The organism is Amycolatopsis rifamycinica, assembly GCF_000695625.1.
GTDB lineage: Bacteria > Actinomycetota > Actinomycetes > Mycobacteriales > Pseudonocardiaceae > Amycolatopsis > Amycolatopsis rifamycinica.
The window spans coordinates 44346-71173 of sequence record NZ_JMQI01000073.1; the positions used below are offsets into that span (position 1 = coordinate 44346).

The 26828-nt window shown below is 74.0% G+C and carries 11 protein-coding genes; 6 read left to right on the forward strand and 5 right to left on the reverse strand.

Translation table 11 applies throughout. From position 1 onward, the window contains the following. Positions 1 to 3: 3 nt before the first annotated feature. Together DV20_RS35220 and DV20_RS35225 are read right to left on the reverse strand one after the other, a co-directional pair. Positions 4 to 1062 (reverse strand): FecCD family ABC transporter permease, encoded by a 1059-nt coding sequence (locus DV20_RS35220; protein ID WP_043787602.1) that lies wholly within the window; start codon positions 1060 to 1062, stop codon positions 4 to 6. Next, positions 1062 to 2099: a FecCD family ABC transporter permease gene (locus tag DV20_RS35225; protein ID WP_043787603.1), complete on the reverse strand. Its 1038-nt coding sequence runs from the start codon at positions 2097 to 2099 to the stop codon at positions 1062 to 1064. Before DV20_RS35225 ends, DV20_RS35220 begins: the two co-directional genes overlap by 1 nt. A gap of 154 nt (positions 2100 to 2253) precedes the next feature. On the opposite strand from DV20_RS35225, the gene DV20_RS35230 reads away from it, so the two are divergent. From DV20_RS35230 to fusA, 5 genes are all read left to right on the forward strand, one after another. Continuing rightward, on the forward strand, positions 2254 to 19299 hold the full coding sequence (locus tag DV20_RS35230) for a non-ribosomal peptide synthetase (RefSeq protein ID WP_235191071.1): 17046 nt from the start codon (positions 2254 to 2256) through the stop codon (positions 19297 to 19299). A gap of 19 nt (positions 19300 to 19318) precedes the next feature. Next, positions 19319 to 19732: an aspartate 1-decarboxylase gene (gene panD / locus DV20_RS35235; RefSeq protein WP_043787605.1), complete on the forward strand. Its 414-nt coding sequence runs from the start codon at positions 19319 to 19321 to the stop codon at positions 19730 to 19732. A gap of 67 nt (positions 19733 to 19799) precedes the next feature. After that, a complete protein-coding gene (locus DV20_RS35240; protein ID WP_043787606.1) occupies positions 19800 to 20825 on the forward strand; it encodes an ABC transporter substrate-binding protein in 1026 nt (341 codons plus the stop codon). Positions 20826 to 20836: 11 nt separating this feature from the next. Next, a complete protein-coding gene (locus tag DV20_RS35245; protein ID WP_043787607.1) occupies positions 20837 to 21046 on the forward strand; it encodes an MbtH family protein in 210 nt (69 codons plus the stop codon). A gap of 480 nt (positions 21047 to 21526) precedes the next feature. After that, complete coding sequence (gene fusA, locus DV20_RS35250) at positions 21527 to 23470, forward strand: elongation factor G (protein WP_043787610.1); 1944 nt, start codon at positions 21527 to 21529, stop codon at positions 23468 to 23470. A 100-nt stretch (positions 23471 to 23570) separates the two neighbouring features. Here the strand turns inward: fusA and DV20_RS35255 are convergent, their stop codons facing one another. Then, on the reverse strand, positions 23571 to 24770 hold the full coding sequence (locus tag DV20_RS35255) for a cysteine desulfurase-like protein (protein WP_043787611.1): 1200 nt from the start codon (positions 24768 to 24770) through the stop codon (positions 23571 to 23573). A gap of 54 nt (positions 24771 to 24824) precedes the next feature. Further along, complete coding sequence (locus DV20_RS35260; RefSeq protein WP_043787613.1) at positions 24825 to 25049, reverse strand: hypothetical protein; 225 nt, start codon at positions 25047 to 25049, stop codon at positions 24825 to 24827. Positions 25050 to 25146: 97 nt separating this feature from the next. Here DV20_RS35260 and DV20_RS35265 point away from each other — a divergent pair, with 97 nt between their 5' ends. Beyond that, positions 25147 to 26397, forward strand: a complete 1251-nt coding sequence (locus tag DV20_RS35265) for a glycosyltransferase 87 family protein (protein WP_043787615.1) — start codon at positions 25147 to 25149, stop codon at positions 26395 to 26397. On the opposite strand, the gene DV20_RS35270 is transcribed toward DV20_RS35265, so the two are convergent. Continuing rightward, positions 26348 to 26782 (reverse strand): DUF4383 domain-containing protein, encoded by a 435-nt coding sequence (locus DV20_RS35270; protein ID WP_235191072.1) that lies wholly within the window; start codon positions 26780 to 26782, stop codon positions 26348 to 26350. The two genes, DV20_RS35265 and DV20_RS35270, sit on opposite strands and share 50 nt — an antisense overlap. Between the last annotated feature and the right edge of the window lie 46 nt (positions 26783 to 26828).

Genomic DNA, 26828 nt, shown 5'->3' on the forward strand with positions numbered 1-26828 from the left:
TTCTCAGCCTCCGGAGCCGGATCGGTTGGCCCTGGCCAGCAGCCAGAGCAGCAGCGGGGCGCCGAGCGCGCCGGTCACGATGCCGACCGGCAGCGGGGACGCGGTGACCGTGCGGGCCAGGAGGTCGCCGCCCAGCACCACGACGGCACCGGTGAGCGCGGACGCCGTCAGCGGCGGGGACGCCTGGCGCGCCAGGCGTTGCGCGATCTGCGGCGCGGTCAGCGCGACGAACGAGACCGGGCCCGCGGACGCCGTCGCGAAGGCCACCAGCCCGGCACCGGCCAGCAGCAGCCCCAGCCGGACCGGCTGCACCGGCGTGCCGAGGCCGGCCGCGACGTCGTCGCCGAGCTGCAGGGTGCGCATCCACCGCGAGAGGGCCAGCACGAGCGGCAGCAGCACCACCAGCGCGCCGGCCAGCGGGACGACGTGCTCCCAGCCGCGGTTGGCGAGATTGCCGACCAGCCAGCCCATCGACGCCTGCGCTTCGGTGATCTGCGCTCGGCTGAGCAGGTAGTCGGTCAGGCTGGTGCACATCGCGAAGATCCCGATGCCCACCAGGATGATCCGGTAGCCGGTGGTGCCGCGCCGCCACGCGAGGACGTACACGAGCAGGCCGGTCAGCAGCCCGCCCAGCAGGCCGAGCGTGGTGGTGCCGAGGCCGCCGCCGAAGCCGAAGGAGATCCCGGCGACGACGGCGGTGGCCGCGCCCGCGTTGATGCCGATCATGTCCGGGCTGGCCAGCGGGTTGCGCGTGACGGTCTGGAACACCGCGCCGGACGCGCCGAACGCGAGCCCGGCCAGCAGCCCGGTCAGCGCCCGCGGCAGCCGCAGCTCCCGCACGATGTAGCCGGTGCCGCTGTCGCCACCGCCGAACACGGCGGACAGGACGTCGGACACGCTCAGCGGGACGTCGCCGATCGTCATGCCCACGCAGAACAACGCGAACGCCAGCACGGCGAGCACCAGCGAGACGGCGACCGGCCGGAGCCGGATCCGCCCGGACACCGCGGGTTTCGCGAGGCGGAAGGTGACGCGGTCGCGCCGCACCTGCAGCAGGCTCATCAGGCCTCCACCAGCTTGCGGCGGCGGACCAGCCAGATGAAGAACGGCGCGCCGAGGAACGCGACGATCACCCCGGAGCGCACCTCGCCGGGCCGGGCCATGACGCGGCCGAGGATGTCCGCGGCCAGCAGCAGGCACGGCGCGAGGACCGCGGTGTAGGGCAGCAGCCACCGGTGGTCGGGCCCGACGACGAACCGCACGGCGTGCGGGACGATCAGGCCGAGGAACACGATCGGGCCGGCGACCGCGACGGAAGCGCCGGTCAGCAGCGTGATGGCCAGTGCGCCGCGCAGCCGCAGCGGCCCCAGCCGCCGCCCGAGGGCCACCGCGACGTCGTCACCGAGCGCGAGGCTGTTCAGCGCGGGTCCGCTCGCGATCGCCAGCACGACGCCGGCGACGAGGAACGGCAGCACCCGCAGCAGCGAACCGCTGTCGACGCCGGCCAGCGAACCGGCGGACCAGAACCGGTAGCGGTTGAGCGCCACGGGGTCCGACAGCACCATCGCGCTGGTGAACGACCCGAGCAACGCGGTCACGGCGGCCCCGGCGAGGGCGAGCTTGACCGGGCTCGAGCCGCTGCGGCCGCGGGTGCCGAGGAAGTAGACGGCCGCGGTGGCGCCGAGCGCGCCGGCGAAGGCGAACCAGATGTAGCCGTAGAGGGAGCCGACGCCGAGCACGGTGACGGAGAAGACGATGGCGAACGCGGCTCCGGCGCTGACGCCGAGCAGGCCCGGGTCGGCCAGGGGGTTGCGGGTCAGGGCCTGCATGACGGTGCCGGCCAGGCCCAGCGCGGCGCCGACCAGCACGGCCAGCAGGGTTCGCGGCATCCGGACACTGTGGATGATCACCGCGTCGGTCGAACCGTCGTCGTGCCGGAGCACCTGCCAGACGGCGCCGAACGAAATCTCCTTCGACCCCAGCCAAACGCTCAGCAGGCACAGGAAAACCAGGACACCGAGAGCGGCCAGCAGACCGAGGGCGCGGCCCGTGTGTGGCGGGCGTCGCTTGAGAGCGATCCCTCCGGGGTCTGTTCGCACCGCACCTCCGACTGGTACTCATTTTAGGTAAGGCTAACCGATGGTACAGGAGTGCATCCTCACCATCTGTTTGTTAGGGTCACCTAACTTCGCGTCCCGATCGGGGCGCCGTGAGCAGCGGGAGGCTGGTCTACCGGTGAGCAACGGTGACGCTGTGCAGCAGCAGGTGTCGAGGCTCGGATTCTGGCGCGACCGGCTCGCTTCGGCGCCGAAGGAGCTGCCGCTGCCGGTCGACCGGCCGTACCCGGCGGAGCCCGGCGCGCGGGCGCGGCTCACCCGGCCGCGGCCCGCGGCCGACGAGGCGGCCCTGCTGGCGGCGTTCGCCGTCCTGCTGTCCCGGTACGCGGGCACCCCGGACGTCGTGCTCGGCATCGGCGCGCTGGTGCCGCTGCGGGTCGACCTCGGCGGCGCGCCCGGTTTCGCCGACGTCGTCACCCGCGTGCGCGAGGCACGGGATGCGGCGCTGGCCCACGAAGTTCCCGTGGACGACCTGATCGGCGAGCTGGCACCCGAGCCCGGCCGCGGGGGATCGGTGCTCGTCAACGTCGGCTTCGGCGCGGAAACCGCGCTCCCGCTCGACCTGAACCTGCTCCTCGAGGGTGACGTGCTCGTCGCGGACTACCGTGCCGACGTCCTCGACGAATCCACTGTGGACCGCATGCTGGACCACTTCGGGCACCTCCTCGCCGACGCCCACGATCGTCCACAGTGGCCGGTGACCCGGCTGGACCTGATGACGGCGCCGGAACTGCACCGCGTCCTCGAAGAGTGGAACGACACGGACCTCGCGGCGCCCCTGGCCACGCTGCCGGAGCTGTTCGCCGCCCGCGTCCGGGAGGCACCGGACGCCGTGGCCCTCGTCTTCGAGGACGAGGAACTCACCTACGCCGAACTCGACGTCCGCGCCAACCGGCTCGCCCACGCCCTCGTCGGCCGCGGCGCCGGGCCGGAACGGGTCGTCGCCCTCGCCGTGCCGCGCTCGCCGGAGATGATCGTGGCCGAGCTCGCCGTGCTCAAGGCCGGCGCCGCGTACCTGCCGCTGGATCAGGACTACCCGGCCGAACGCCTCGCCTTCATGGTCGCCGACGCGCGCCCGGTGTGCGTGGTGACCACCGGCGAGCTCGCCGGCCGCTTCGACGGTGACGTCCTGCTCCTCGACGAGCTGGACACCGACGGCGAACCGGCGACGGACCCGGCCGCGGCGATCGTCCCGGCCAACGCCGCCTACGTCATCTACACCTCCGGCTCCACCGGGCGGCCCAAGGGCGTCGTCGTCTCCCACGCGGGGGTCGCGAAGCTCGTCGCGACGCAGTCCGAACGCTTCGGCGTCGGCCCGCACAGCCGGGTGCTGCAGTTCGCGTCCCCGAGTTTCGATGTCGCCTTCTGGGACCTGTGCCTGGGCCTGCTCTCCGGCGGCCGCCTGGTGATCGTCCCGGCCGAACGCCGGGTGCCCGGTCCGGAGCTGGCCGAATACGCGCACGCGCACGGCGTCGACTTCATGATCCTGCCGCCCGCCCTGCTCGCCGAATTCCCCGAGGACTGCGACCTGCCCCGGGACAGCGTGCTGCTGGCCGGCACCGAGCGGGTGTCGCCGGAGCTGGTGCGCCGGTGGGCGCCGGGGCGGCGGATGTTCAACGCCTACGGCCCGACCGAGGCGACGACCAACTCCACGCTCGGCCTCTGCGATCCGGAGATCGCCCCCGGCTCGGCGGTGCCGATCGGGGTGCCCGACCCCGGGACCCGGGCGTACGTCCTCGACGCGGCCCTCGCGCCGGTGCCGGTCGGGGTCGTCGGCGAGCTATACCTCGCGGGTTCCGGTCTGGCGCGCGGGTATCTCGGGCGTCCGGGGCTGACGGCGGAGCGGTTCGTGGCGGACCCGTTCGGGTCCGGTGGGCGGCTCTACCGCACGGGTGACCTGGTGAAGTGGTTGCCGGACGGCCGTCTGGTGTTCCTGGGCCGGGCCGACGACCAGGTCAAGATCCGCGGCTACCGGATCGAGCTGGGCGAGATCGAGTCGGTCCTGGCCGAGCACCCGCGCGTCGGCCAGTCGGTCGTCGTCGCCCAGGACGGGCAGCTGATCGCGTACGCGGTGCCCGTGCCCGACCGCGACCAGGCGGCCGAGCAGGGCCACGTCGACGAATGGCACGACGTCCACGAGGAGATGCTCGCCGGTTCCCACGGCATCGAAGAGAACTTCGCGGGCTGGAACTCCAGCTACGACGGCACCGAAATCCCCCTCGAGCAGATGCGGGAGTGGCACGCGGCGACGATCGAGCGGATCCGCGCGCTGCGGCCGGAGCGCGTCCTGGAGATCGGGGTCGGCAGCGGGCTGATCCTGTCGCGGATCGCGCCGGACGCCGAAACCTACTGGGGCGTCGACCTTTCCGAGAGTGCCGTCGAGAACGTCCGCCGCGAGGTCGCCGCCGTGCCGGAGCTGGCCGGCAAGGTCCACCTCGCCGCACGGCCCGCCCACGACCTGGGCGAACTGCCGGACGAGCCGTTCGACACCGTGATCATCAACTCCGTCGCCCAGTACTTCCCCAGCGCGGACTACCTCGCCGAGGTCGTCAGGACGGCCGCGGATCTGCTGGCCCCGGGCGGCACGATCTTCCTCGGCGACATCCGCAACCTGCGCTCGCTGCGGCCCTTCCGGACGGCCGTCGAGCTGCACCGCGGCCGGGCCGACGTCGCCGCGGTCGACCAGGCGATCGCCCGCGAGGGCGAGCTGGTCCTCGACCCCGACTTCTTCCCGGCACTGGCCCGTGGCCTCGACGGCTTCGGCGAGGTCGACCTGTGGGTGAAGCGCGGCACCGCGCACAACGAGCTGACCCGCCACCGCTACGACGTCGTCCTGCGGAAGGCGCCGCGGCCCGAGCCGGTCGACGAGCAGGTCGTCGCGTACGGCGACCTCGAGGCCGTGGAGCGGTTCCTGACCGCCGAGACGCCGGCGCGGCTGCGGGTCACCGCGATCCCGGACGCCCGGCTGGCCGGCGAGCTGGCCGCGGTCCGCGCCCTGGACACCGGGGACGCCGAGGCGGCCCTGACCGCCCTCGGCCGGCGCGACGGTGTCGACCCCGAAGCGCTGTATGAGCTCGGTGAGCGGATCGGCTACCGCGTGGCGGTCACGCCGGCGGCCGACGGCGGTGAACTGGAAGCCGTCTTCTCGAGGGGCGAAGACGGTCCCGCGTACCGCCCGGTGCGGCAGACGGGCGCGCCGGGGTCCTACGCCAACAACCCCGCGGCGCGGCGCGAAACCGGTGCGCTCGTGGCGTCGCTGCGGGCGCACGTGCGCGACCGGCTGCCGCTGTACATGGTGCCCTCGGCGTTCGTCGTGCTGGACAAGCTGCCGGTGCTCGCCTCCGGCAAGCTGGACCGCAAGGCCCTGCCCAGCCCCGAGCGGTTCACTGCCGGGCCCGGCCGCGCGCCGCGCACCCCCGTCGAGCAGCTGCTGTGCGAGATGTTCGCCGACGTCCTGGGCCTGCCGCAGGCCGGGCCGGACGACGACTTCTTCGCCCTCGGCGGGCACTCGCTGCTGGCCACCCGGCTGATCCAGCGGATCCGCGCCGCCGTCGGCGCCGAGGTGCCGGTGCGGGCGGTGTTCGACGCCCCGGCGCCCGCCGCGCTCGCGGAGCTGGTCACCGGAGCCGTCACCGGCACCGAACGCCGTCCGCTGACCCGCGTCACCGAACGGCCCGAGCGGCTGCCGCTGTCCTTCGCGCAGCAGCGGCTGTGGTTCCTGCACGGCCTGGAAGGCGGCTCGGCGACCTACAACGTCCCGCTGGTCATGCGCCTGGCCGGGGAGCTGGACGTCGAAGCGCTGCGCTCGGCGCTCAACGACGTCGTCGCCCGGCACGAGGCCCTGCGGACCGTCTTCCCCGTCGCCGACGGCGTCCCGTACCAGCGGGTCCTGCCCGAAGGAACGGTGGAGCTCACCGTCCGGGAAGTGGCGGACGCCGACAGCGAGGTGGCCCGGCTGGTCCGCGGCGTGTTCGACCTCGGCGCCGGGGTGCCGGTGCGCGCGGAACTGCTCACCGCCGGCCCGCGGCGGCACGTGCTGGTCCTGGTCCTGCACCACATCGCCGCCGACGGCTGGTCGCTCACCCCGCTGTGGCGGGACATCGCCACCGCCTACCGCGCCCGCCTCCACGGCGACGCTCCACAGTGGACTCCGTTGCCGGTGCAGTACGCGGACTACACGCTCTGGCAGCGCGAGCTGCTGGCCACGGAGGAGCCGGCCCAGCTCGCCTACTGGCGGAAAACCCTGGCCGGCCTGCCCGACCGCATCGCGCTCCCGCTCGACCGGCCGCACCCGCCGGTGTCGGCCCACCGCGGCGAGTTCTTCGCCTTCGCCTGGGACGCCGGGCTGCGGGCCGGGCTCGCCGGCCTCGCGCGCGCCTGCGGGGCCAGCCCGTTCATGATCGTGCACGCGGGCCTGGCCGCCCTGCTGTCGCGGCTCGGCGCGGGCACCGACATCCCGATCGGCACCCCGGTCGCCGGTCGCGGCGACCCGGCACTGGACGACCTCGTCGGCTTCTTCGTCAACACCCTGGTCCTGCGGGTGGACACCGGCGGCGATCCGTCGTTCCGCGATCTCGTGGCGCGGGTGCGCGAGCGCGGCCTCGACGCCTACGCCCACCAGGACGTGCCGTTCGAGCGGCTGGTCGAAGCGGTGAACCCGGCCCGGTCGCTGGCGCACCACCCGCTGTTCCAGACCATGCTCGCCTGGCAGAACACCCCCGGGACCGGCGTCGAGCTGCCCGGCCTGACCGTGACCGGGCAGCCCGTCGGCACCGGCACGGCCAAGTTCGACCTGTGGTTCTCCTTCACCGAGCGGGCCGACGGCCTGCACGGCCTGGCCGAGTTCAACGCCGAGGTGTTCGACCGGGCCACCGTGACCGGCCTGCTCGACCGCCTGGAAACCCTGCTCCGGCAGGTCGTCGCCGCCCCGGACCGGCGGCTCGGCTCGCTGGAGGTGCTCACCCCGGCCGAGCGCGACGGCCTCGAAAGCACCTGGTCGGGCGCGATCGAAGACGTTCCCGTGGTCACCGTCCCCGAGCTCTTCGCCGCCCAGGTCGCGCGGACGCCCGACCACCCGGCGCTGGTCTTCGAAGACGAACAACTCACCTACGCCGAGCTGGACGCCGTCTCCACCCGGCTGGCCCGCGTGCTGGCCGCGCGCGGAGCCGGGCCCGAACGCGTGGTCGCACTGGCGCTGCCCCGCTCCACGCACCTGGTCACGGCCATCCTCGCCGTGCTGAAGACGGGCGCGGCCTACCTGCCGCTCGACCCCGGCTACCCGGCCGGCCGCATCGCGTTCATGCTCGAAGACGCCGGCCCGGCGCTGGTACTGGCCGTCGCGGAGACCGCCGTCCCGGGCGCGCTGCTGCTGGACGACCCGGACACCCTGGCCGGAGTGCCGGACACGCCCCTCGACGTCGTGTGCCGGCCGGAGCACCCGGCCTACGTCATCTACACCTCCGGGTCGACGGGCCGGCCGAAGGGCGTCGTCGTCCCGCACGCCGGCATCGTCAACCGGCTGCTGTGGATGCAGGACGAGTACGGCCTCACCGCCGGGGACCGCGTGCTGCAGAAGACGCCGTCCAGCTTCGACGTGTCGGTGTGGGAGTTCCTCTGGCCGCTGATCACCGGCGCCACCGAGGTGCTCGCCCGGCCGGACGGCCACAAGGACCCGGCCTACCTCGCCCGGCTGATCCGCGAACGCGGCGTCACGACCGTCCACTTCGTCCCGTCGATGCTGCAGGTCTTCCTCCAGGAGCCGGCGGCGGGGGAGTGCACGAGCCTGCGCCGGGTGCTGTGCAGCGGTGAGGCGCTGCCGCCGGACGCGGTCGCGCGGTTCGGCCGGGTGCTGGACGCCGAACTGCACAACCTCTACGGGCCGACCGAAGCCTCGGTCGACGTCACGTCGTGGCGGACGTCCACCGAGGACACTTCGGTCCCGATCGGACGTCCGGTGTGGAACACCCGCACCTACGTCCTCGACGCCGCCCTGCGCCCGGTGCCGCCGGGCACGCCCGGCGAGCTGTACCTGGCCGGCGTCCAGCTCGCCCGCGGCTACCTCGGCCGGGCCGGGCTCACCGCCGAGCGGTTCGTCGCCGACCCGTTCGGCGCGCCGGGCACCCGGATGTACCGCACCGGCGACCTCGCCCGCTTCCGCCCCGACGGCGTCCTGGAGTTCCTCGGCCGCGGCGACGAGCAGGTCAAGATCCGCGGGTTCCGCGTCGAGCCCGGCGAGATCGCCGCGACCCTGTCCGCGCACGAGGACGTCGCCCACGCCGTCGTCGTCGCCCGGGAAGACCGGCCCGGCGACGTCCGGCTGGCCGGGTACGTCGTCCCGGCCGAGGACGGATTCGCCGGCCGGAGCACCACCCTGCCCGCGGACCTGCGCACCTTCGCCGCCGAGCGGCTGCCCGAGCACATGGTGCCCTCGGCGATCGTCGTGCTCGACGCGCTGCCGGTGACGGCGAACGGCAAGCTCGACCGCCGGGCGCTGCCGGCGCCGGAGGTGCGCGCGCCGGTCTCGGACCGCGAGCCGCGCACGCCGGTCGAACGGCAGCTGTGCGAGCTGTTCGCCGACGTCCTCGGCCTGCCGCGGGTCGGCCCGGACGACAGCTTCTTCGCGCTCGGCGGCCATTCGCTGCTGGCCACCCGGCTGATCGCCCGCGTCCGCACCGCGCTGGGGGCCGAGCTCGAGGTGCGGGCGGTCTTCGAGACACCGACCCCGGCCGGCCTGGCCGGGGTGCTGGCCACCGCCCGCGGGACCGCGCGGCCGCCCCTGGCCGCCACCCGCCGCCCGGACCTCGTCCCCCTTTCCGGTGCCCAGCAGCGGCTGTGGTTCCTGCACCACCTCGAAGGGCCCTCGGCCACCTACAACGTCCCGCTGGTCATGCGGCTCGAAGGTGACCTCGACGCCGAAGCGCTGCGCTGGGCGCTGTCGGACGTGGTCGCCCGCCACGAGGCGCTGCGCACCCGGTTCCCGCAGCGGGACGGCGTGCCGTACCAGGACATCCTGCCGCCCGAGGAGGTCCGCCTGCCGGTGCGCGAGGTCGCCGACCTCGATGCGGCGCTGACCGGCCTGGTCCGCGGCTCGTTCGACCTGGAGCGGCACGCGCCGATGCGCGCGGAGCTGCTGCGGCTGGGGGCCCGCGAGCACGTCTTCGCGCTGGTGTTCCACCACATCGCCTCCGACGGCTGGTCGATGGCGCCGCTGTGGCGCGACATCGCCACGGCCTACGCCGCCCGCCGGGCCGGGGAAACTCCACAGTGGACACCGTTGCCGGTGCAGTACGCGGATTACACGCTGTGGCAGCAGGACCTGCTCGGCCGCGAGGACGATCCGGACAGCGTGCTCAGCGCGCAGCTGGACTACTGGCGGACGGCACTGGAGGGCCTGCCCGACCGGATCGAGCTGCCGCTGGACCGGCCGCACCCGGCGACCGCGACGTTCCGCGGCGAGCTGCACACCTTCACCTGGGACGCCGGGCTCCACGCCGGGCTGGCCGGGCTGGCCCGCGAGTGCGGCGCCAGCGTGTTCATGGTCGTGCACGCGGCCCTCGCCGCCCTGCTCACGCGGCTCGGCGCGGGCACCGACGTGCCGATCGGCTCGCCCATCGCCGGCCGGACCGATCCGGCGCTGGACGACCTCGTCGGCTTCTTCGTCAACACCCTGGTCCTGCGGGTGGACACCGGCGGCGAGCCGACCTTCCGCGAGCTCCTCGCCCGGGTCCGCGAGCGCAACCTCGACGCGTACGCCCACCAGGACGTCCCGTTCGAGCGGCTGGTCGAGGTGCTCAACCCGGCGCGGTCCCTGTCGTACCACCCGCTGTTCCAGGTGATGATCGCCGGGCAGAACAACGCCCGCGCCGAGGTGACCCTGCCCGGCCTGGCCGTCACGGAGGTCCCGGTGACCACCGGGACGGCGAAGTTCGACCTGTCGATCTCGCTGACCGAGCGCGACTCCGGGATCGCCGGGGTGCTCGAGTTCAACGCCGACGTCTTCGACCACGCGGGCGCGAACGCGATCCTGCGCCGGCTCGAAGTGCTGCTGCGCGCGGCCTTGGCCGAGCCCGACCGGCCCGTCGGCGCCCTCGACCTGCTCGAGGGGGACGAACGGGACCGGGTGCTCACCGAGTGGGCCGGCTGCGTCGAACCGGCGGGCACCGAGACGTTCCCCGGGCTGTTCGCCCGCCGCGTCGCCGAGGCCCCCGGCGCCGTGGCGCTCGTGTTCGAGGACGTCGAGCTCACCTACGCCGAGGTGAACGCCCGCGCCAACCGCCTCGCGCACCTGCTGCTCGACCGCGGCGCCGGCCCGGAGCGCGTCGTCGCGCTGGCCGTGCCGCGGTCGGCGGAGATGATCATCGCCGAGCTGGCGGTGCTCAAGGCCGGAGCCGCGTACCTGCCCGTCGACGTCGACTACCCGGGCGACCGGATCGCCTACATGGTCGAGGACGCGGGCCCGGTCTGCGTGGTGACCACCCGGGACGTCGAGGCGAAGCTGCCCGCGACGCTGCCTCGGGTCCTCCTCGACGACCCGGCCCTCGACGCGGCGTCCACAGTGGACCCCGAAGTGACGGTCAGGCCGGAGAACGCGGCGTACGTGATCTACACGTCCGGCTCGTCCGGACGGCCGAAGGGGGTCGTCCTCCAGCACTCCGGTGTCGCGAAGCTGGTCGCCACCCAGGTCGACCGCTTCGGCGTGGGCCCGCACAGCCGGGTGCTGCAGTTCGCGTCCCCGAGTTTCGACGTCGCCTTCTGGGACCTCTGCCTCGGCCTGCTCTCCGGCGGCCGGCTGGTCGTGGTCCCGGCCAAGCGGCGGGTCGCCGGGCCGGCGCTCACCGAGTACGCGCACGCGCACGGCGTCGACTTCATGATCCTGCCGCCCGCCCTGCTCGCCGAATTCCCCGAGGACTGCGACCTGCCCCGGGACAGCGTGCTGCTGGCCGGCACCGAGCGGGTGTCGCCGGAGCTGGTGCGCCGGTGGGCGCCGGGGCGGCGGATGTTCAACGCCTACGGCCCGACCGAGGCGACCACCAACTCGACGCTCGGGGAGAGCGACCCGGCCGAGCTGGCGGACGCGACGGTCGTCCCCATCGGCGTCCCCGACCCGGGCACCCGCGCGTACGTGCTCGACGCCGGGCTGCGGCCGGTCCCGCCCGGGGTGGTGGGGGAGCTGTACCTCGCGGGTTCCGGTCTGGCGCGCGGGTATCTCGGGCGGCCGGGGCTGACGGCGGAGCGGTTCGTGGCGGACCCGTTCGGGTCCGGTGGGCGGCTCTACCGCACGGGTGACCTGGTGAGGTGGTTGCCGGACGGCCGGTTGGTGTTCCTGGGCCGGGCCGATGACCAGGTCAAGATCCGCGGTTACCGGATCGAGCTGGGCGAGATCGAGTCCGTGCTGGCCGAACACCCGGCCGTCGGGCAGTCGGTCGTCGTCGCCCAGGACGGGCGGCTCATCGCCTACGCCGTGCCGTCGGCCGGACGGGACGAAGAAGCGGAGCTGGACCACGTCGGTGAGTGGCGCGAGCTGCACGAGAACGTCTTCACCGAAGCGGCGTCCGGCGGGCTGGAGGAAAACTTCACCGGCTGGAACTCCAGCTACGACGGCACCGAGATCCCGCTCGAGCAGATGCGGGAGTGGCACGCGGCGACGATCGAGCGGATCCGCGCGCTGCGGCCGAAGCGGGTGCTGGAGATCGGGGTCGGCAGCGGGCTGATCCTGTCGCGGATCGCGCCGGACGCCGAGGAGTACTGGGGCGTCGACCTGTCCGAGAAGGCCATCGGCAACCTGCGGCGCGAACTCGCGGCGGCGCCGTTCGCGAGCAAGGTCCACCTGGCCGCGCGGCCCGCCCACGACCTGGGCGAACTGCCGGAGTTCGACACGGTGATCATCAACTCGGTCGCCCAGTACTTCCCGAGCGTCGGCTACCTCGCCGAGGTCCTCCGCACGGCCGCGGCGCACGTCCGGCCGGGCGGCGTGATCTTCCTCGGCGACATCCGGAACCTCCGTTCGCTGCGGGCGTTCCGGACGGCGACCGAGCTGCGCCACGGCCGCCGTGACGTCGCCGCCGTGGACCAGGCGATCGCCCGTGAAGGCGAACTCGTCCTCGACCCGGACTTCTTCACGGCACTGGATCTCGACGGCTTCCACGACGTCGACCTGTGGGTCAAGCGCGGCACGGCGCACAACGAGCTGACCCGGCACCGCTACGACGTCGTGCTGCGGAAGACCCCGAAGCCCGCCGCGGCCGCCGAGCAGGTCGTGCCCTTCGAGTCCGTCGGCGAACTGGACCGGCTCCTCGCCGCGCACCCGTCCCGGCTGCGCGTGACCGGGGTGCCCAACGCCCGGCTGTCCGGCGAACTCGCCGCCGTCGCCGCGCTGGCCGGTGGCGACGCCGGGACCGCGCTGTCGGCTTTGGACGACCGGTCCGGAGTGGACCCCGAGGACCTGCACGACCTCGGCGAGCGGCACGGCTACCGCGTGTACGCGACCCTCACCGCGGACGAGGGTGCCCTGGAAGTCGTGTTCACCACGGGCGAGCCCACGCGGATCCACCGGGCCCGTCCCGTCCGCGCCGCCCTCGAAGCGCTGGGCAACCACCCGGCCGGCCAGCGGGACACCGGCGCGCTGGTGGCGGCGCTGCGGGCGCACGTGCGCGACCGGCTGCCGCAGTACATGGTGCCCTCGGCGTTCGTGCTCCTCGACCGGCTCCCGCTGCTGGCGTCCGGCAAGCTGGACCGGCGCGCCCTGCCCAGCCCGGACCGGCAGGCGGTCACCGCCGGCCGTCCGCCGCGGACACCCGTCGAAGAGGTCCTCTGCGGGCTGTTCGCCGAGGTCCTCGACACGTCGTCGATCGGCGTCGACGACGACTTCTTCGCCCTCGGCGGGCATTCGCTGATGGCGACCCGCCTGGTCGCGCGCCTGCGCGCGGTCTTCGGCGTCGAGCTGCAGGTGCGGTCGGTGTTCGAGACGCCGACGGTGGCCGGGCTGGCCGCCCTGCTCGCGACGTCCGGCTCGGCGCCCGCCCGGCCCGCGCTCGTCCGCGCCGAGCCGCGGCCGGACGTGCTGCCGCTGTCGTTCGCCCAGCAGCGGCTGTGGTTCCTGCACCGGCTGGAAGGCCCGTCGGCGACGTACAACATGCCCTCGGCGGTCCGGCTGACCGGCGACCTCGACGTCGACGCGCTGCGCACGGCCCTGTCCGACGTGGTGGAGCGCCACGAGGCCCTGCGGACCGTCTTCCCCGGGATCGACGGGGAAGCCCGGCAGCTCGTCCTCGACGGCGTCACGGTCCCGCTGCCGGTCCGCGCGGTCACCGAGGCCACGCTCGCCGACGCGGTGTCCGAGGCGGCGGGCACGGCGTTCGAGCTGGAGTCGGAGCTCCCGCTGCGGGCACAGCTGCTGCGGCTGGGCGCTCGCGAGCACGTTCTGGTGCTGGTGTTCCACCACATCGCCTCGGACGGCTGGTCGACCGCGCCGCTGTGGCGAGACCTGGCGACGGCCTACACCGCCCGCCAGGCCGGCGAAGCTCCCCGGTGGACGCCGCTGCCGGTGCAGTACGCGGACTACACGCTGTGGCAGCGGGACGTCCTCGGCGAAGCCGTGATCGAACCGCAGCTGGCCTACTGGCGGGACACCCTCGCCGGGCTGCCCGAGCGGATCGAACTGCCCACCGACCGGCCGCACCCGGCGGAGGCGTCCTACCGCGGCGAGCAGTTCGCCTTCGGCTGGGACGCCGGACTCCACAACGGACTCGTCGAGCTGGCCCGCGCCTGCGGGGCCAGCGTGTTCATGGTCGTGCACGCCGGCCTCACCGCGGTGCTGACCCGGCTCGGCGCGGGCACCGACATCCCGCTCGGCACGTCCATCGCCGGGCGCACCGACGCCGCGCTCGACGACCTCGTCGGCTTCTTCGTCAACACCCTCGTCCTGCGGGTCGACACCGGCGGCGATCCGTCGTTCCGCGACCTCGTGGCGCGGGTGCGCGAGCGCAGCCTCGACGCCTACGCCCACCAGGACGTGCCGTTCGAGCGGCTGGTCGAAGCGCTGAACCCGGCCCGGTCGCTGGCCTACCACCCGCTGTTCCAGACGATGCTGGCCTGGCAGAACAACGCCGTCGCCGACCTCGCGCTGCCGGGGCTCACCGTCGCGGAGGAACCCGTCCGCACCGGCACCGCGCGGGCCGACCTGACGTTCTTCGTCGGCGAGGGGCCCGGCCACCGGACCGGGATCCGGGGCACGGCCGAATACAACAGCGACGTCTTCGACCGCGCGACCGTCGAGGCGATCCTGGAGCGCCTCCGCGTGCTCCTGGCCGCCGTCGTCGCCGACCCGGACACCCGGATCGGCGCCGTCGACCTGCTCACCGCCGCCGAACGCGACCAGCTCGCCGCCGACCCCGCGACACCCCTGCCCGCGGAGACGGCCGCCGAGCTGTTCGCCGCCCAGGTCGCGCGGACACCGGACGTTCCCGCTTTGGTGTTCGGCACCGAGCGGCTCACGTATGCCGAGCTGGACACGCGGGCCACAGCGCTGGCCCGGGCCCTGCTCGCGCGGGGCGCCGGCCCGGAACGCGTGGTGGCGGTCGCGCTGCCGCGGTCGGTGGAGCTGGTCGTCGCGCTCCTCGCGGTGCTCAAGACCGGCGCCGCCTACCTGCCCCTCGACCTCAACCACCCGGCGGACCGCATCGAGCTGATGCTCACCGACGCGGCTCCGCACCTGGTCATCGCCGAAGACGGCTTCGGGGATCGCCTGGTCCAGCCGGGTGACACCGCAGCGGAGCAGGCCTGGCCGTCGATCGGCCCGGACCACCCGGCGTACGTGATCTTCACGTCGGGCTCCACCGGACGCCCGAAGGCGGTCGCCGGCACCCAGCGCGCCCTGGCCAACCGGCTGCACTGGGGCCGGGACCTCGCCCGAGGCGTGCGGATGGCCAAGAGCGCCTTGACGTTCATCGACGGCTCGACCGAGCTGCTCGGCGGCCTCGTCGCGGGCGACCCCGTGGTCCTCGCCGACGACGCGACGGCCACCGACCCGATCGCCATGGCCGAATTCGTCCGGGAGACCGGCGCGCAGGTGCTCACCGTCGTCCCGAGCCTCCTCGACAGCTTCGCCGAGGACGCTCCGGCCGGCGCGTTCGACGCGGTGACCACCTGGATCACCAGCGGTGAACCGCTGACCGAAGCCCTCGCCGAGAAGGTCGCGGCTCGCTGGCCGTCGGCGAAACTGGTCAACCTCTACGGCTGTTCGGAAGTCGCGGGCGACAGCCTCGCCCAGGTCTGCGGGCCGGTGGCCATCGGGCGGCCGATCGCCAACACCCGCGCGTACGTCCTCGACGCCGCGCTGCGGCCGGTGCCGCCGGGCGTGCGCGGGGAGCTGTACCTGGCCGGAGCCGGCCTCGCGCGCGGCTACCTCGGCCGGCCGGCGCTCACCGCCGAACGGTTCGTCGCCTCACCGTTCGAGCGGGGGGAGCGGATGTACCGGACCGGTGACGTCGTCCGCCGCCGCGCGGACGGGACGCTGGAGTTCCTCGGCCGCGCCGACCAGCAGATCAAGATCCGCGGCTTCCGGGTGGAGCCCGGCGAAGTCGAAGCCGTGCTCACCACGGACGCCGCGGTGGCGCGCGCGGCCGTGATCGCCCGCGAGAACCGGCTCATCGCCTATGTGGCGCCCGCGGGCGACCCGGTCGCGCTCCGGGCCCTGGTGGCCGAACGGCTGCCGGAGTACCTGGTGCCCTCGGCCGTCGTCGTGCTGCCGGACCTGCCGGTCAACGCCCACGGCAAGCTCGACCGCGCCGCCCTGCCCGCGCCGGAGGTCCGCTCGTCCGGCCGGGTCGCGCGAACCCCGGCCGAGCAGGCGCTGTGCGAGCTGTTCGCCGACGTCCTCGGCGTCGCGGCGGTCGGCCCCGACGACGGGTTCTTCGCCCTCGGCGGGCACTCGCTGCTGGCGACGCGGCTGGTCAGCCGGATCCGCGCGCTGCTCGGCGTCGAAGTGCCGATCCGGGCCGTGTTCGACGCGCCGACCCCGGCCCGGCTCGCCGAGACACTGGACCCGGGCCGCCGCAGCCGGCCGGCCCTGGTCCCGGCGCGGCGGCCGGAGGTCCTGCCGCTGTCGTTCGCCCAGCAGCGGCTGTGGTTCCTCGACCGCCTCGACGGAGCCAGTGCGACCTACAACATCCCGTGGGCGTGGGAGCTCACCGGACCGGTCGACATCGATGCGCTGCAGGCCGCGTTGGCCGACGTCGTGGCGCGCCACGAGGTCCTCCGGACGCTCCTGGTCGAGGAGCACGGCACGCCCCGGCAGGTCGTGCTCGACCGGGCCCACCCGGTGCTGGTCACCGAGACCGTGTCCGCGGCGGAGCTCGACGAGCGCGTCACGGCGGCGGCGTCGCACTGCTTCACCCTCGACGCCGAGCTCCCGATCCGGGCGACCCTCGTCTCCGCCGGGCCGGAGCGGCACGTGTTCGTGCTGCTGGTGCACCACATCGCGGGTGACGGCTGGTCGCTGCCGCCGCTGAAGCGGGACCTCGACACGGCCTACGCGGCCCGGCTCCGCGGCCAGCGTCCCCAGTGGACGCCGTTGCCGGTGCAGTACGCCGACTACACGCTGTGGCAGCGGGAGATGTTCGGCCGCGCCGACGCCCCGGACAGCCTCCTCGGCCGCCAGGCGGCCTTCTGGCGGGACACCCTCGCCGGGATCCCCGACGAGCTGGCGCTCCCGGCCGGCCGGCCCCGCCCGGCGCGGTCGACGAACCGCGGCGCCGCCGTGCCGTTCACCGTGCCCGCCGACGTCCACCGGGGCCTGCGGGAGCTGGCCCACCGCAGCGACACCAGCACGTTCATGGTCCTGCAGGCGGCACTGGCCACCCTGCTGACCCGGCTCGGCGCGGGCACGGACATCCCGCTGGGCACGCCGGTGGCCGGCCGGACCGACCACGCGCTGGAGGACCTCGCCGGGTTCTTCGTCAACACGCTCGTCCTGCGCACCGACACCGGCGGCGACCCGACGTTCCGGCAGCTGCTGGACCGCGTCCGGGAGGCCGACCTGGCGGCGTACGCCCACCAGGACCTGCCCTTCGAGCACCTCGTCGAACTGCTCAACCCGCCGCGGTCGCTGGCCCGGCACCCGCTGTTCCAGGTCATGCTCGCGGTCTACCACTCGGGTTCGGAGCCGGAGCGGCTGCTCGGGCTGGACGCGGCCTACCGGGACACCGGGCTGCGGCAGGCGAAGTTCGACCTGTCGTTCGACCTGGTCGAAACGGCCGGCGGCATCGACGGCGACCTCGAATACAGTCTCGACCTCTTCGACGAGCCGGCCGCCCGGACGCTCACCGAGCGCCTGGTCCGGGTGCTGGCGGCGGTCGTCGCGGACCCGGACCGGCCGCTCAGCCGGATCGACGTCCTCGACTCTTCGGAACGGGACCGGATCCTGCGCGACTGGGGTGCCGGGGCGCCGCTGACGCTTTCGGCGCCGACAGTCGTCGACCGGCTGGCCGCCCAGGTGGCGGCGACGCCGGACGCGACCGCGCTGAGCGACGCGTCCTCGCGCGTCACGTTCGCGGAGTTCGCCGCGCGGACCGACCGCCTCGCCCGGTGGCTGGCGTCCCAGGGCGCGGGGCCGGAGAAGGTGGTGGCGCTGGTGCTGCCGCGGTCGGCGGCGGTCGTCGAGGCGATCTTCGGCGTGTTCAAGACGGGTGCGGCGTACCTGCCGGTCGACCCGGATCAGCCGGTGGACCGGATCTCGGCGATCCTCGCCGACGCCGGTGCCGCGCTCGTGCTCACCAGCCGTTCGCTCGCTGCCCCCGTCCCCGGCGCGCTGTTCATCGAGGACATTGTGGACAGTGACGCGGCGCTTGCCCCGCCGTCGCCCGCGAATCCGGCGTACGTGCTCTACACGTCCGGGTCCACCGGCAAGCCGAAGGGTGTGGTCGTCCCGCATTCCGGGCTGGTGAACCTGTTCCACAGCCACCGCGAGACGCTCTACCGCCCGGCCGTCGCCGCGGCGGGCGGCCGTCGGCTGCGGGTCGGGCACGCGTGGGCGTTCTTCTTCGACGCGTCCTGGCAGCCGCAGCTGTGGCTGCTCGACGGGCACGAGGTGCACGTCGTCGACGACGACACCCGCCGCGACCCGGACCGGCTGGCCGCGGTGGTGCGCGAGCGCGGGCTCGACTTCCTCGAGCTCACGCCGTCGCACTTCGCGCAGCTGGCCGCGGCCGGGGTGATCGCCGATGACCGCTGCGCCCTCGGCGTCGTCGGCGTCGGCGGTGAAGCCGTCTCGCAGACGCTGTGGGAGACCCTGGCGTCGATGCCCGGCACGGCGGCGTACAACCTCTACGGCCCCACCGAGGCCACTGTGGACGCTCTGGTGGGCCGCTTCGGCGACGCCGACCGGCCGGTGGTCGGCCGTCCGGTGCACAACACCCGCGCGTACGTCCTCGACGGCCGCCTCTCGCCGGTTCCCGCCGGGGTGCCGGGCGAGCTGTACCTGGCCGGCGCCGGGCTCGCCCGCGGCTACCACGGGCGGCCGGAACTCACCGCGGACCGGTTCGTCGCCGATCCCTTCGGGACGCCGGGGGAGCGGATGTACCGCACCGGCGACCTGGTGCGGTGGCGGCCGGACGGGCAGCTGGAGTACCTCGGCCGCACCGACGACCAGGTGAAGATCCGGGGCTTCCGGATCGAGCCGGGCGAGGTCGAGACGGCCCTGACCCGGCACGACGACGTGACGCAGGCGCTCGTCGTGGTCCGGGACGAGCGGCTGGTCGCGTACACGACTCCGGCGACCGCTGATCCGGTGGCACTGCGGGAGTTCCTCGCGCGGTCGCTGCCGGAGTACATGGTGCCGTCGGCGATCGTGCCCCTGGACGCCTTCCCGGTGACGCCCAACGGGAAGCTGGATCGCGCGGCGCTGCCCGCGCCCGAGTTCGAAACCCGCGGCCGGGCCCCGGAAACGGCCACGGAAAAGGCGCTCTGCGAGATCTTCGCGGAGGTGCTGGACCTCGCCGCCGTCGGCGCCGACGACGACCTGTTCACCCTCGGCGGGCATTCGATGCTGCTGGTGGTCCTGCGCAACCGCATCACCGAGCGGCTCGGGACCGAGCTGCCCATCGCCGAGTTCTTCCGCACCCCCACCGCGGCCGGGCTGGCCGCCGTGGTGGAACCGGGCTCCGCCACCCGGAACCCCGCAAATTGAACCGAGACACGGAGTAGACGTGCACCGCACCCTGATGAACGCCAAGATCCACCGCGCCACCGTCACGCAGGCCGACCTGCACTACGTCGGCTCGCTGACCATCGACGCGGACCTGATGGCCGCCGCGGACATCGTCGAGGGCGAGAAGGTCCAGGTCGTCGACATCACCAACGGCGCCCGGCTGGAGACCTACGCCATCACCGGCGAGCCGGGGTCCGGCGTGATCGGCGTCAACGGCGCCGCCGCGCACCTGGTGCACCCGGGCGACCTGGTCATCATCATCACCTACGCGCAGGTGGAGGAGGCCGAGCGCGCCGGGCACCGGCCGCGGGTGGTGCACGTGGACGCGGACAACCGGCAGGTGCACCTGGGTCACGACCCGGCCGAGCCGGTGCCCGGAGCGGAAGCGCAGCTGTCGGGCCGTGGGCGGTGACACAGTTGCCTTGCGAGGGTGCCCTAAATAAGGTGTGCCTATCCTAAAGCTCAGCGAGAGGTCGTTCATGTCCGTGTTCCAAGGCGCTGCCGGGCTCAGCCGGCGTGGTTTCCTGATCGGGGCGGGCGGCCTCGCGGCCGCCGCCGCCCTCACCGCGTGCGGCAGCGGGGACGACAAGAAAGCCGGTGGCGCCACCGGCCCGTGGGAGTTCACCGACGACCGCGGTCAGAAGGCCTCGCGCGACCAGCGTCCGGCGCGGGTGGTGGCCTACGCCAGCTCGGCCGCCGCGCTCTGGGACTACGGCGTCCGCCCGGTCGGGGTGTTCGGCCCGCAGAAGACGGCCGACGGCGGCAAGGAGATCCAGGCCGGCAACATCGACCTGAACGCCGTCACGTCGATCGGCAACGCCTGGGACGACTTCAGCATGGAGAAGTTCGCCGCGCTCCGGCCGGACCTGGTGGTCACCGGCCTGACCGGCACCAAGCCGACGGACATGTGGGTGCTCACCGACGACCTCGGCTCCAAGGTGCAGCAGGTCGCGCCGATTGTCGCGCTCTCGGAGTACAAGGTCACGCTGCCGAAGGTGATCGAGCGCTACTCGCAGCTCGCGGTCGCCCTGGGCGGCGACGCGAACTCGGAAACCATGAAGAAGGCCAAGGAGGACTTCGACAAGGCGTCCGAGGACCTGCGCGCGGCGGCCAAGGAGAAGGCCGGCCTCAAGGTCCTGGTGCTCTACGGCGACAAGGACGGCCTGTACATCGCGAAGCCCGACTTCTTCGCCGACCTTGCGTACTACCGCGAACTCGGCCTGGACATCGTCTCCGGCGGCGGCAGCGAGGACTACTGGGAGCAGCTGTCCTGGGAGCAGGCGGGCAAGTACCCGGCGGACCTGATCCTGACCGACTCGCGTTCGTACGCGCTGCCGCGCGCCCAGATGACGCAGTTCCCGACGTGGAACCAGCTGCCCGCGGTGAAGGCCGGGCAGCTCGGCGACTGGTCGGCCGAGCCGCGCTTCAACCACCTGCTCGCCACGCCGGTCATCCAGAAGCTGACCGCGCTGGTGAAGGGTGCCCGCACGGACATCACCGCCTGAGGAGGCCCGCCGTGACCAACCCGTTCGAAGACCCCGCCGGGACGTACCTGGTCCTGGTCAACGCCGAAAACCAGCACAGCCTGTGGCCGGAGTTCGCGGACGTCCCGTCCGGCTGGACGGTCGCCTTCGGCCCCTCGTCGCGCCAGGAGTGCCTGGACCACGTGGAAGCGAACTGGACGGACATGCGCCCCAAGTCCCTGGCCGACGCCATGGACGCCTGACCCCCCTCCCGCACGACACGCCGGGAGCCCCGCTCCCGGCGTGTCGTCCCCCCAGTCACGCGTGTCGTCCCCTCAAGCACGCGTGTCGTCCCCTCCGACACGCGAGATGCCCCTCCCCGCACGCGAGATGCCTCTCTGCGCACGCGAGATGCCTCTCGTAGCACGCAAGATCGCCGCTCGATCACGCGAGTGAAGTGGCCCCGGGCCATCCGACGCGCGCCGCCCCACGGAAATTGCGTTGGCCGCGGCCCCGCCCGCCGCTACCCTTTCCCGGAACTCGCCCACCGCGTCGAACGAAGGGAGCCGGCCGTGCGTCGTCACGCTGCCGTCGCTCCCCGCTCGCGGTCCGAGGTGATCCTCGTGTCTCCGCGTCCCCGGTGCCTGCCGCGCGGCTCGCACCGGATCCCGTGACGCCTTCCTGACCTCGCCGTCGCGGGGAATCGCGCCGTCCCGATCACTTCGTCCACAAAGGACAGCGTCGTGCGCACCCCAATCCTGGCCACCGTCCGCAACCTGGGCATCCTCGCCCACGTCGACGCGGGCAAGACCACCGTCACCGAACGGATCCTCCACCGCACCGGTACCACCCACAAGACCGGCGAGGTCCACGACGGCACCACCGTCACCGACTTCGACCCGCAGGAACGCGACCGCGGCATCACCATCTTCGCCGCGGCCGTCAGCTGCACGTGGGACGGCCACCGGCTCACCCTCATCGACACGCCCGGCCACGTCGACTTCACCGCCGAGGTCGAGCGGTCGCTGCGGGTGCTCGACGGCGCCGTCGCCGTGTTCGACGCCGTCGCCGGGGTCGAGCCGCAGAGCGAAACCGTGTGGCGGCAGGCCGATCGGTACGGCGTGCCGCGGATCGCCTTCGTCAACAAGCTCGACCGCGCGGGGGCCGACCTCGACGCCGCCGTCGCCTCGATCCGGGCGCGGCTGCACCCGGCGCCGCTGGTCGTGCAGCTGCCGATCGGGCGGGAGGACGGCTTCACCGGCGTCGTCGACCTCGTACGCCCGCGGGACGTGCCGGACGACCTCGTCGCCGAGGCCCGCCGGAGGCGCCGCGTGCTCGAGGAGGCCGTCGCCGAGCTGCACCCGGTGGCCCTCGACGAGTTCTGTGCCACCGGCACGGTCTCGGCCGAGACCCTGGAAAAGGCGCTGCGGGAGCTGACCCTCAGCGGGGCCGGGCTGGTCGTGCTGTGCGGGGCGGCCTACCGGGACCGCGGGATCGAGCCGTTGCTCGACGCCGTGGTCGCGTACCTGCCGTCGCCGGCGGACGTCCCGCCGGTGCGGCCCGACCGGCCCGCCGATCCGGCGGCGCCGCTGGCCGCGCTGGTGTTCAAGGTCGTCTCGACGGCCACGGGACGGCTGACGTACCTGCGGGTGTACTCGGGAACGCTGCGGAAGGGAGACCAGGTGGCGGACGCGGGACGCGTCGAACGCATCGCCCGCGTGCTGCGCGTGCAGGCCGACCGGCAGTCCGAAGTGGACAGTGCGGTGGCCGGCGACATCGTCGCGGTGGCCGGGCCGAAGGCGGCGCGCGTCGGCGCCACGCTCTGCGCGCCCGGCGCCCCGGTGCTGCTGGAGCCGCCGGTGACGGCGGACCCGGTGGTCTCGGTGGCGATCGAGGCCCGGCGCGACGGCGACCGGCTCACCGAGGCGCTCGCCCGGCTGGCCGAGGAGGATCCGTCGCTGGTCGTGCGGGTCGATCCGGAGACCGGGCAGACCGTGCTGTCCGGTCTCGGCGAGCTGCACCTGGAAGTGGCGGTGGAGAAGCTGCGGCGGGACCGCGGCCTCGAGGTCGTGGTGGGCCGTCCTTCGGTGGCGTACCGCGAGACGGTGGTCAGCGGCGTGTCCGGGCTGGTCTACCGCCACGTCAAGCAGGACGGCGGGGCGGGCCAGTTCGCCCACGTGGTCCTGGACGTCGCCCCGGCGGCCGACGGCTTCGAGTTCGCCTCGGCGGTCGTCGGCGGCCGGGTGCCGCGGGAGTACGTCCGCGCGGTCGAGGCGGGCTGCCGTGACGCGCTGGCGGAGGGACCGCTGGGCGGGCACCCGGTGACGGGCCTGCGCGTGACGCTGACCGACGGGGCGACGCACCCGAAGGACTCGTCGGACCTGGCGTTCCGCACGGCGGGGCGGCTCGGGCTGCGTGAGGCGCTGCGCCGCTCGGTGCTGCGGTTGCTGGAGCCGGTGGCCGAGGTGTCGGTGACGGTCCCGCCCGAGGCGGTCGGCGGCGTGCTCGGCGACCTCGCGGCGCGCCGGGGCCGGGTCGCGGGTTCGGAGGTGCGGCCGGGCACGGCGGTGGTGACGGCGACGGTGCCGGTGGCGGAGCTGTTCGGCTACGCCACCCGGTTGCGGAGCCGGACCCAGGGCCGGGGCACGTTCACCGCCCGGCCGGCGGGGTTCGCTCCGGCGCCGTAGCACGTCGTGAATGACTCATTCGGGGCCTGCGAGGTCCTGAATGAGTCATTCACGACTCGGCATCAGGGACCCGTTCGGCGCCTCAGGGCAGGGGAGCGCCTCAGCCACGGGCAAGGGACTCCACGCCGGCCAGCAGCCGGTCCACGTCGTCCTCCGTCGTGTAAGGCGCGATGCCCGTCCGCACCGCTCCGGCGTCGCCGAGCCCGAGGTGCCGCGAGCACTCGATCGCGTAGAAACTGCCCGCCGGAGCGTTCACCCCCCGCGCGCCGAGGTGCTCGTACACCGCCTGCGACGCGACCCCGGCCACCGCGAACAGCACCGTCGGAGTCCGGTGCCGCTCCGGTGCCCCGTACCGCGTGACGCCCGGCAGCGCGGCCAGACCGGCGTCGAGCCGCGCCAGCAGGGCGTTCTCGTGCTCCTCCAGCCCCGCCATCGATCCCCGCAACCGCGATCGGCGGGACCCCGTCCCCGGTACCAGCCCGGCGAGGAAGTCGATCGCCGCGGTCGTGCCCGCCAGCAGCTCGTACGGCAGGGTGCCCAGCTCGAACCGTTCCGGGACCGCGTTGGTCGACGGCAGCAGCTTGTCCGGGTGCAGCGTCTCGAGCGCCGCCGGCGCCGCCGCGACCACGCCGAGGTGCGGGCCGAGGAACTTGTACGGCGAGCACGCGTAGAAATCGGCCCCGAGCTCCGTGATGTCCACCAGGGCGTGCGGGGTCAGGTGGACGCCGTCGACGTACAGCAGCGCGCCCGCGGCGTGCACCTGCGCCGCGATCGCCGGGATGTCCGGGCGCGTGCCCAGGAGGTTGGACGCCGCCGTCACCGCGACCAGCCGCGTCCGCTCGGACAGCAGCGGGCCGATCGGGGCGAGTTCGCCCGTGCCCGGGTCGAAATCCACCCAGCGCACGGTGGCGCCGGCCGCCGCCGCGGCCTGGACCCACGGGCGGATGTTGGCGTCGTGGTCGAGGCGGGTCACCACGACTTCGTCGCCCGGGCCCCACTTCTGGGCCAGCGTCCGGGAGAAGTCGTAGGTCAGCTGGGTCATGCTGCGGCCGAAGACGACGCCGGCCGGATCGGCGGCCAGCAGGTCGGCGACGGCGAGCCGGGCTTCGGTGACGACCGCGCTCGCCCGGCGCTCGGCCGCGGTGACGACGCCGCGGTTGGCGATCGCCGCGCACAGCGTGCCGGCCACCGCCTCCCCGACGACGTCGGGGACCTGCGAGCCACCCGGTCCGTCGAAGTGGGCGGCGCCGCCGTCGAGGGCGGGGAAGTGCGCTCGGATCGCCTGAACGTCGTAGGTCACGGCGCCAGCATGCCCAACCCGGGCCACCGGCCTCAAGATCCGCCCGGTGGGAAGTCAGCGCCCGCGGTTGCGGGGGTGCTCGCGGGCCCGGCGTTCGTTGCCGTGCTTGTAGTTGCCGGTCACCCGCGCCATCAGCAGCTGCGGGTCGTCACCCCGGGCCACCGCGGCCAGGAACCGGGCGGCGGCGGCCGCGCGCAGCGTCCCGGCGGGCCGCCCGTGGTGCGTGATCGTCACGGTGCCGCCCTCGTCGCGGTAGGCGAAGCCCTCCGGTGTCCCCATGCGCCCAGGGTGGCACGGGCGGCAACCGGTTTTCCCCGGGTCGGTTCCGGGGGGTTCCCGGATGGTGCCCGGGCCGGGACCCGACAGAATGCGAGGAATGACCGGAGGGGGAGCAGCGGCGCGGGCCAGGCCGGGGAGCTCGTGGGTCCTGCTCGGCGCGCAGCCGCTCGTGCTGGTGGCGGTGCTCGTGTCGTACAACGGCGGCCGGTGGCGGTTCCCGGCCTACCGCGTGGACCTCGACGTCTACCGGCTCGGCTCGACGGCGCTCCTGCACGGCCAGGCGCTGTACGGAACGCTGCCGCCCACCGGCGACGGCCAGTTCCTGCTCTTCACCTACCCGCCGTTCGCGGCGATCGTGCTGACCCCGCTGGCCGTGCTGCCGTACTGGGCCGCCTGCCTCGCGCTCACCCTGCTCACGCTCGGCGTGCTGGCGGTGGTCCTGGTGACGGTGCTGCGCGCGTTCGGCGCACGCTGCGACCGGCGGCGGGTGGCGGCGCTGCTGCTCGCCGCCGAGGTGCTGGAGCCGGTGCTGCGCACGCTCTACGCGGGGCAGCTCGACCTGCTGCTGCTGGCGCTGGTCGTGCTGGACGTTCTGGTGGACACCCCGCGCTGGCCGCGTGGCCTGCTGATCGGCCTCGCCGCCGCGGTGAAACTGACCCCGGCGGTGTTCCTGCTGTACTTCCTGTTCCGCCGCGACACGCGGACGGTGGTGACCGCCGCCGTGACGTTCCTGGCCGCGACGGCGCTGGGTTTCCTGCTGGCCGGCGCCGGCTCGGTGCGGTACTGGACGAGCGCGCTGTGGGACACCGGCCGCGTCGGCGAGCCGACCTACGCCGGCAACCAGTCGCTGCTCGGGCTGCTGGCCAGGGCCGGGGTGTCGCCGGAGGCGCGAACGGCGTGGTGGCTGCCGCTGGTGGCCGTCGTGCTCGTGCTGACGGCGTGGGGCGTGCGGCGCGCGCTGGCCGCGGGGGAGCTGACCGTCGCGCTCGGCCTCAACGCGCTCGGCGGGCTCCTGGTTTCGCCGATCTCCTGGACCCACCACTGGGTCTGGGCCGTGGTGGTCCTGCTCGGCTGGGCGGAGCTGGCCCGCCGGACCCGGCGGCGGGCGTTCGCGGTGCCGGCCGCGACGGGCGCGGTGCTCTTCGTCGCCGGGCCGCAGTGGTGGTGGCCGCGCGGCGGAGAGGTCGAACGGCACTGGGCCTTCGTCCAGCAGCTCACCGGCAACGGCTATGTCCTCTTCGGACTCGCGGTGCTGCTGACCGCGGTGCTGGTGCGGTTCCCGCGGCGGGAGGACCCGCTCAGCGGCGCCGTGCCCGCCCGCGCCGGAGCCAGCCCACGCCCAGGATGAGCATCGCCGTGCCGAGCGCCAGGTCGAGGCAGATCCCCGCGGTGTTCAGCGGCAGCGTGTCGGTGATCGCGGACGGCAGCGGCAGCAGCCCGGCCAGCCCCACCACGGCGTAGCAGGCACCGGCGACGACCAGGAACCGGGCGGCCCAGCGCGAGGAGCGGGTGCAGAACACGGCGGTGGCACCGGTCAGCAGGTGGACCAGCGTCCACACCCCGGAGACGGCGAGCACGCCGAACAGCACGCGCGGGCCACCGCCGGCCGGGACCCCGAACATCAGCTCCAGCGCGGCGAGGACGAGGAACAGCAGGCCGATCAGCATGCCCATGCCCTGCACGGGGGCGGGACCCCGCCGGGGGGCCCGGGTCTCGGGTTCGGTGGCCGTCATGCCTTCGGAGTTCCCCGCCGGCACCCTTTTAATGCACCGCATCAGG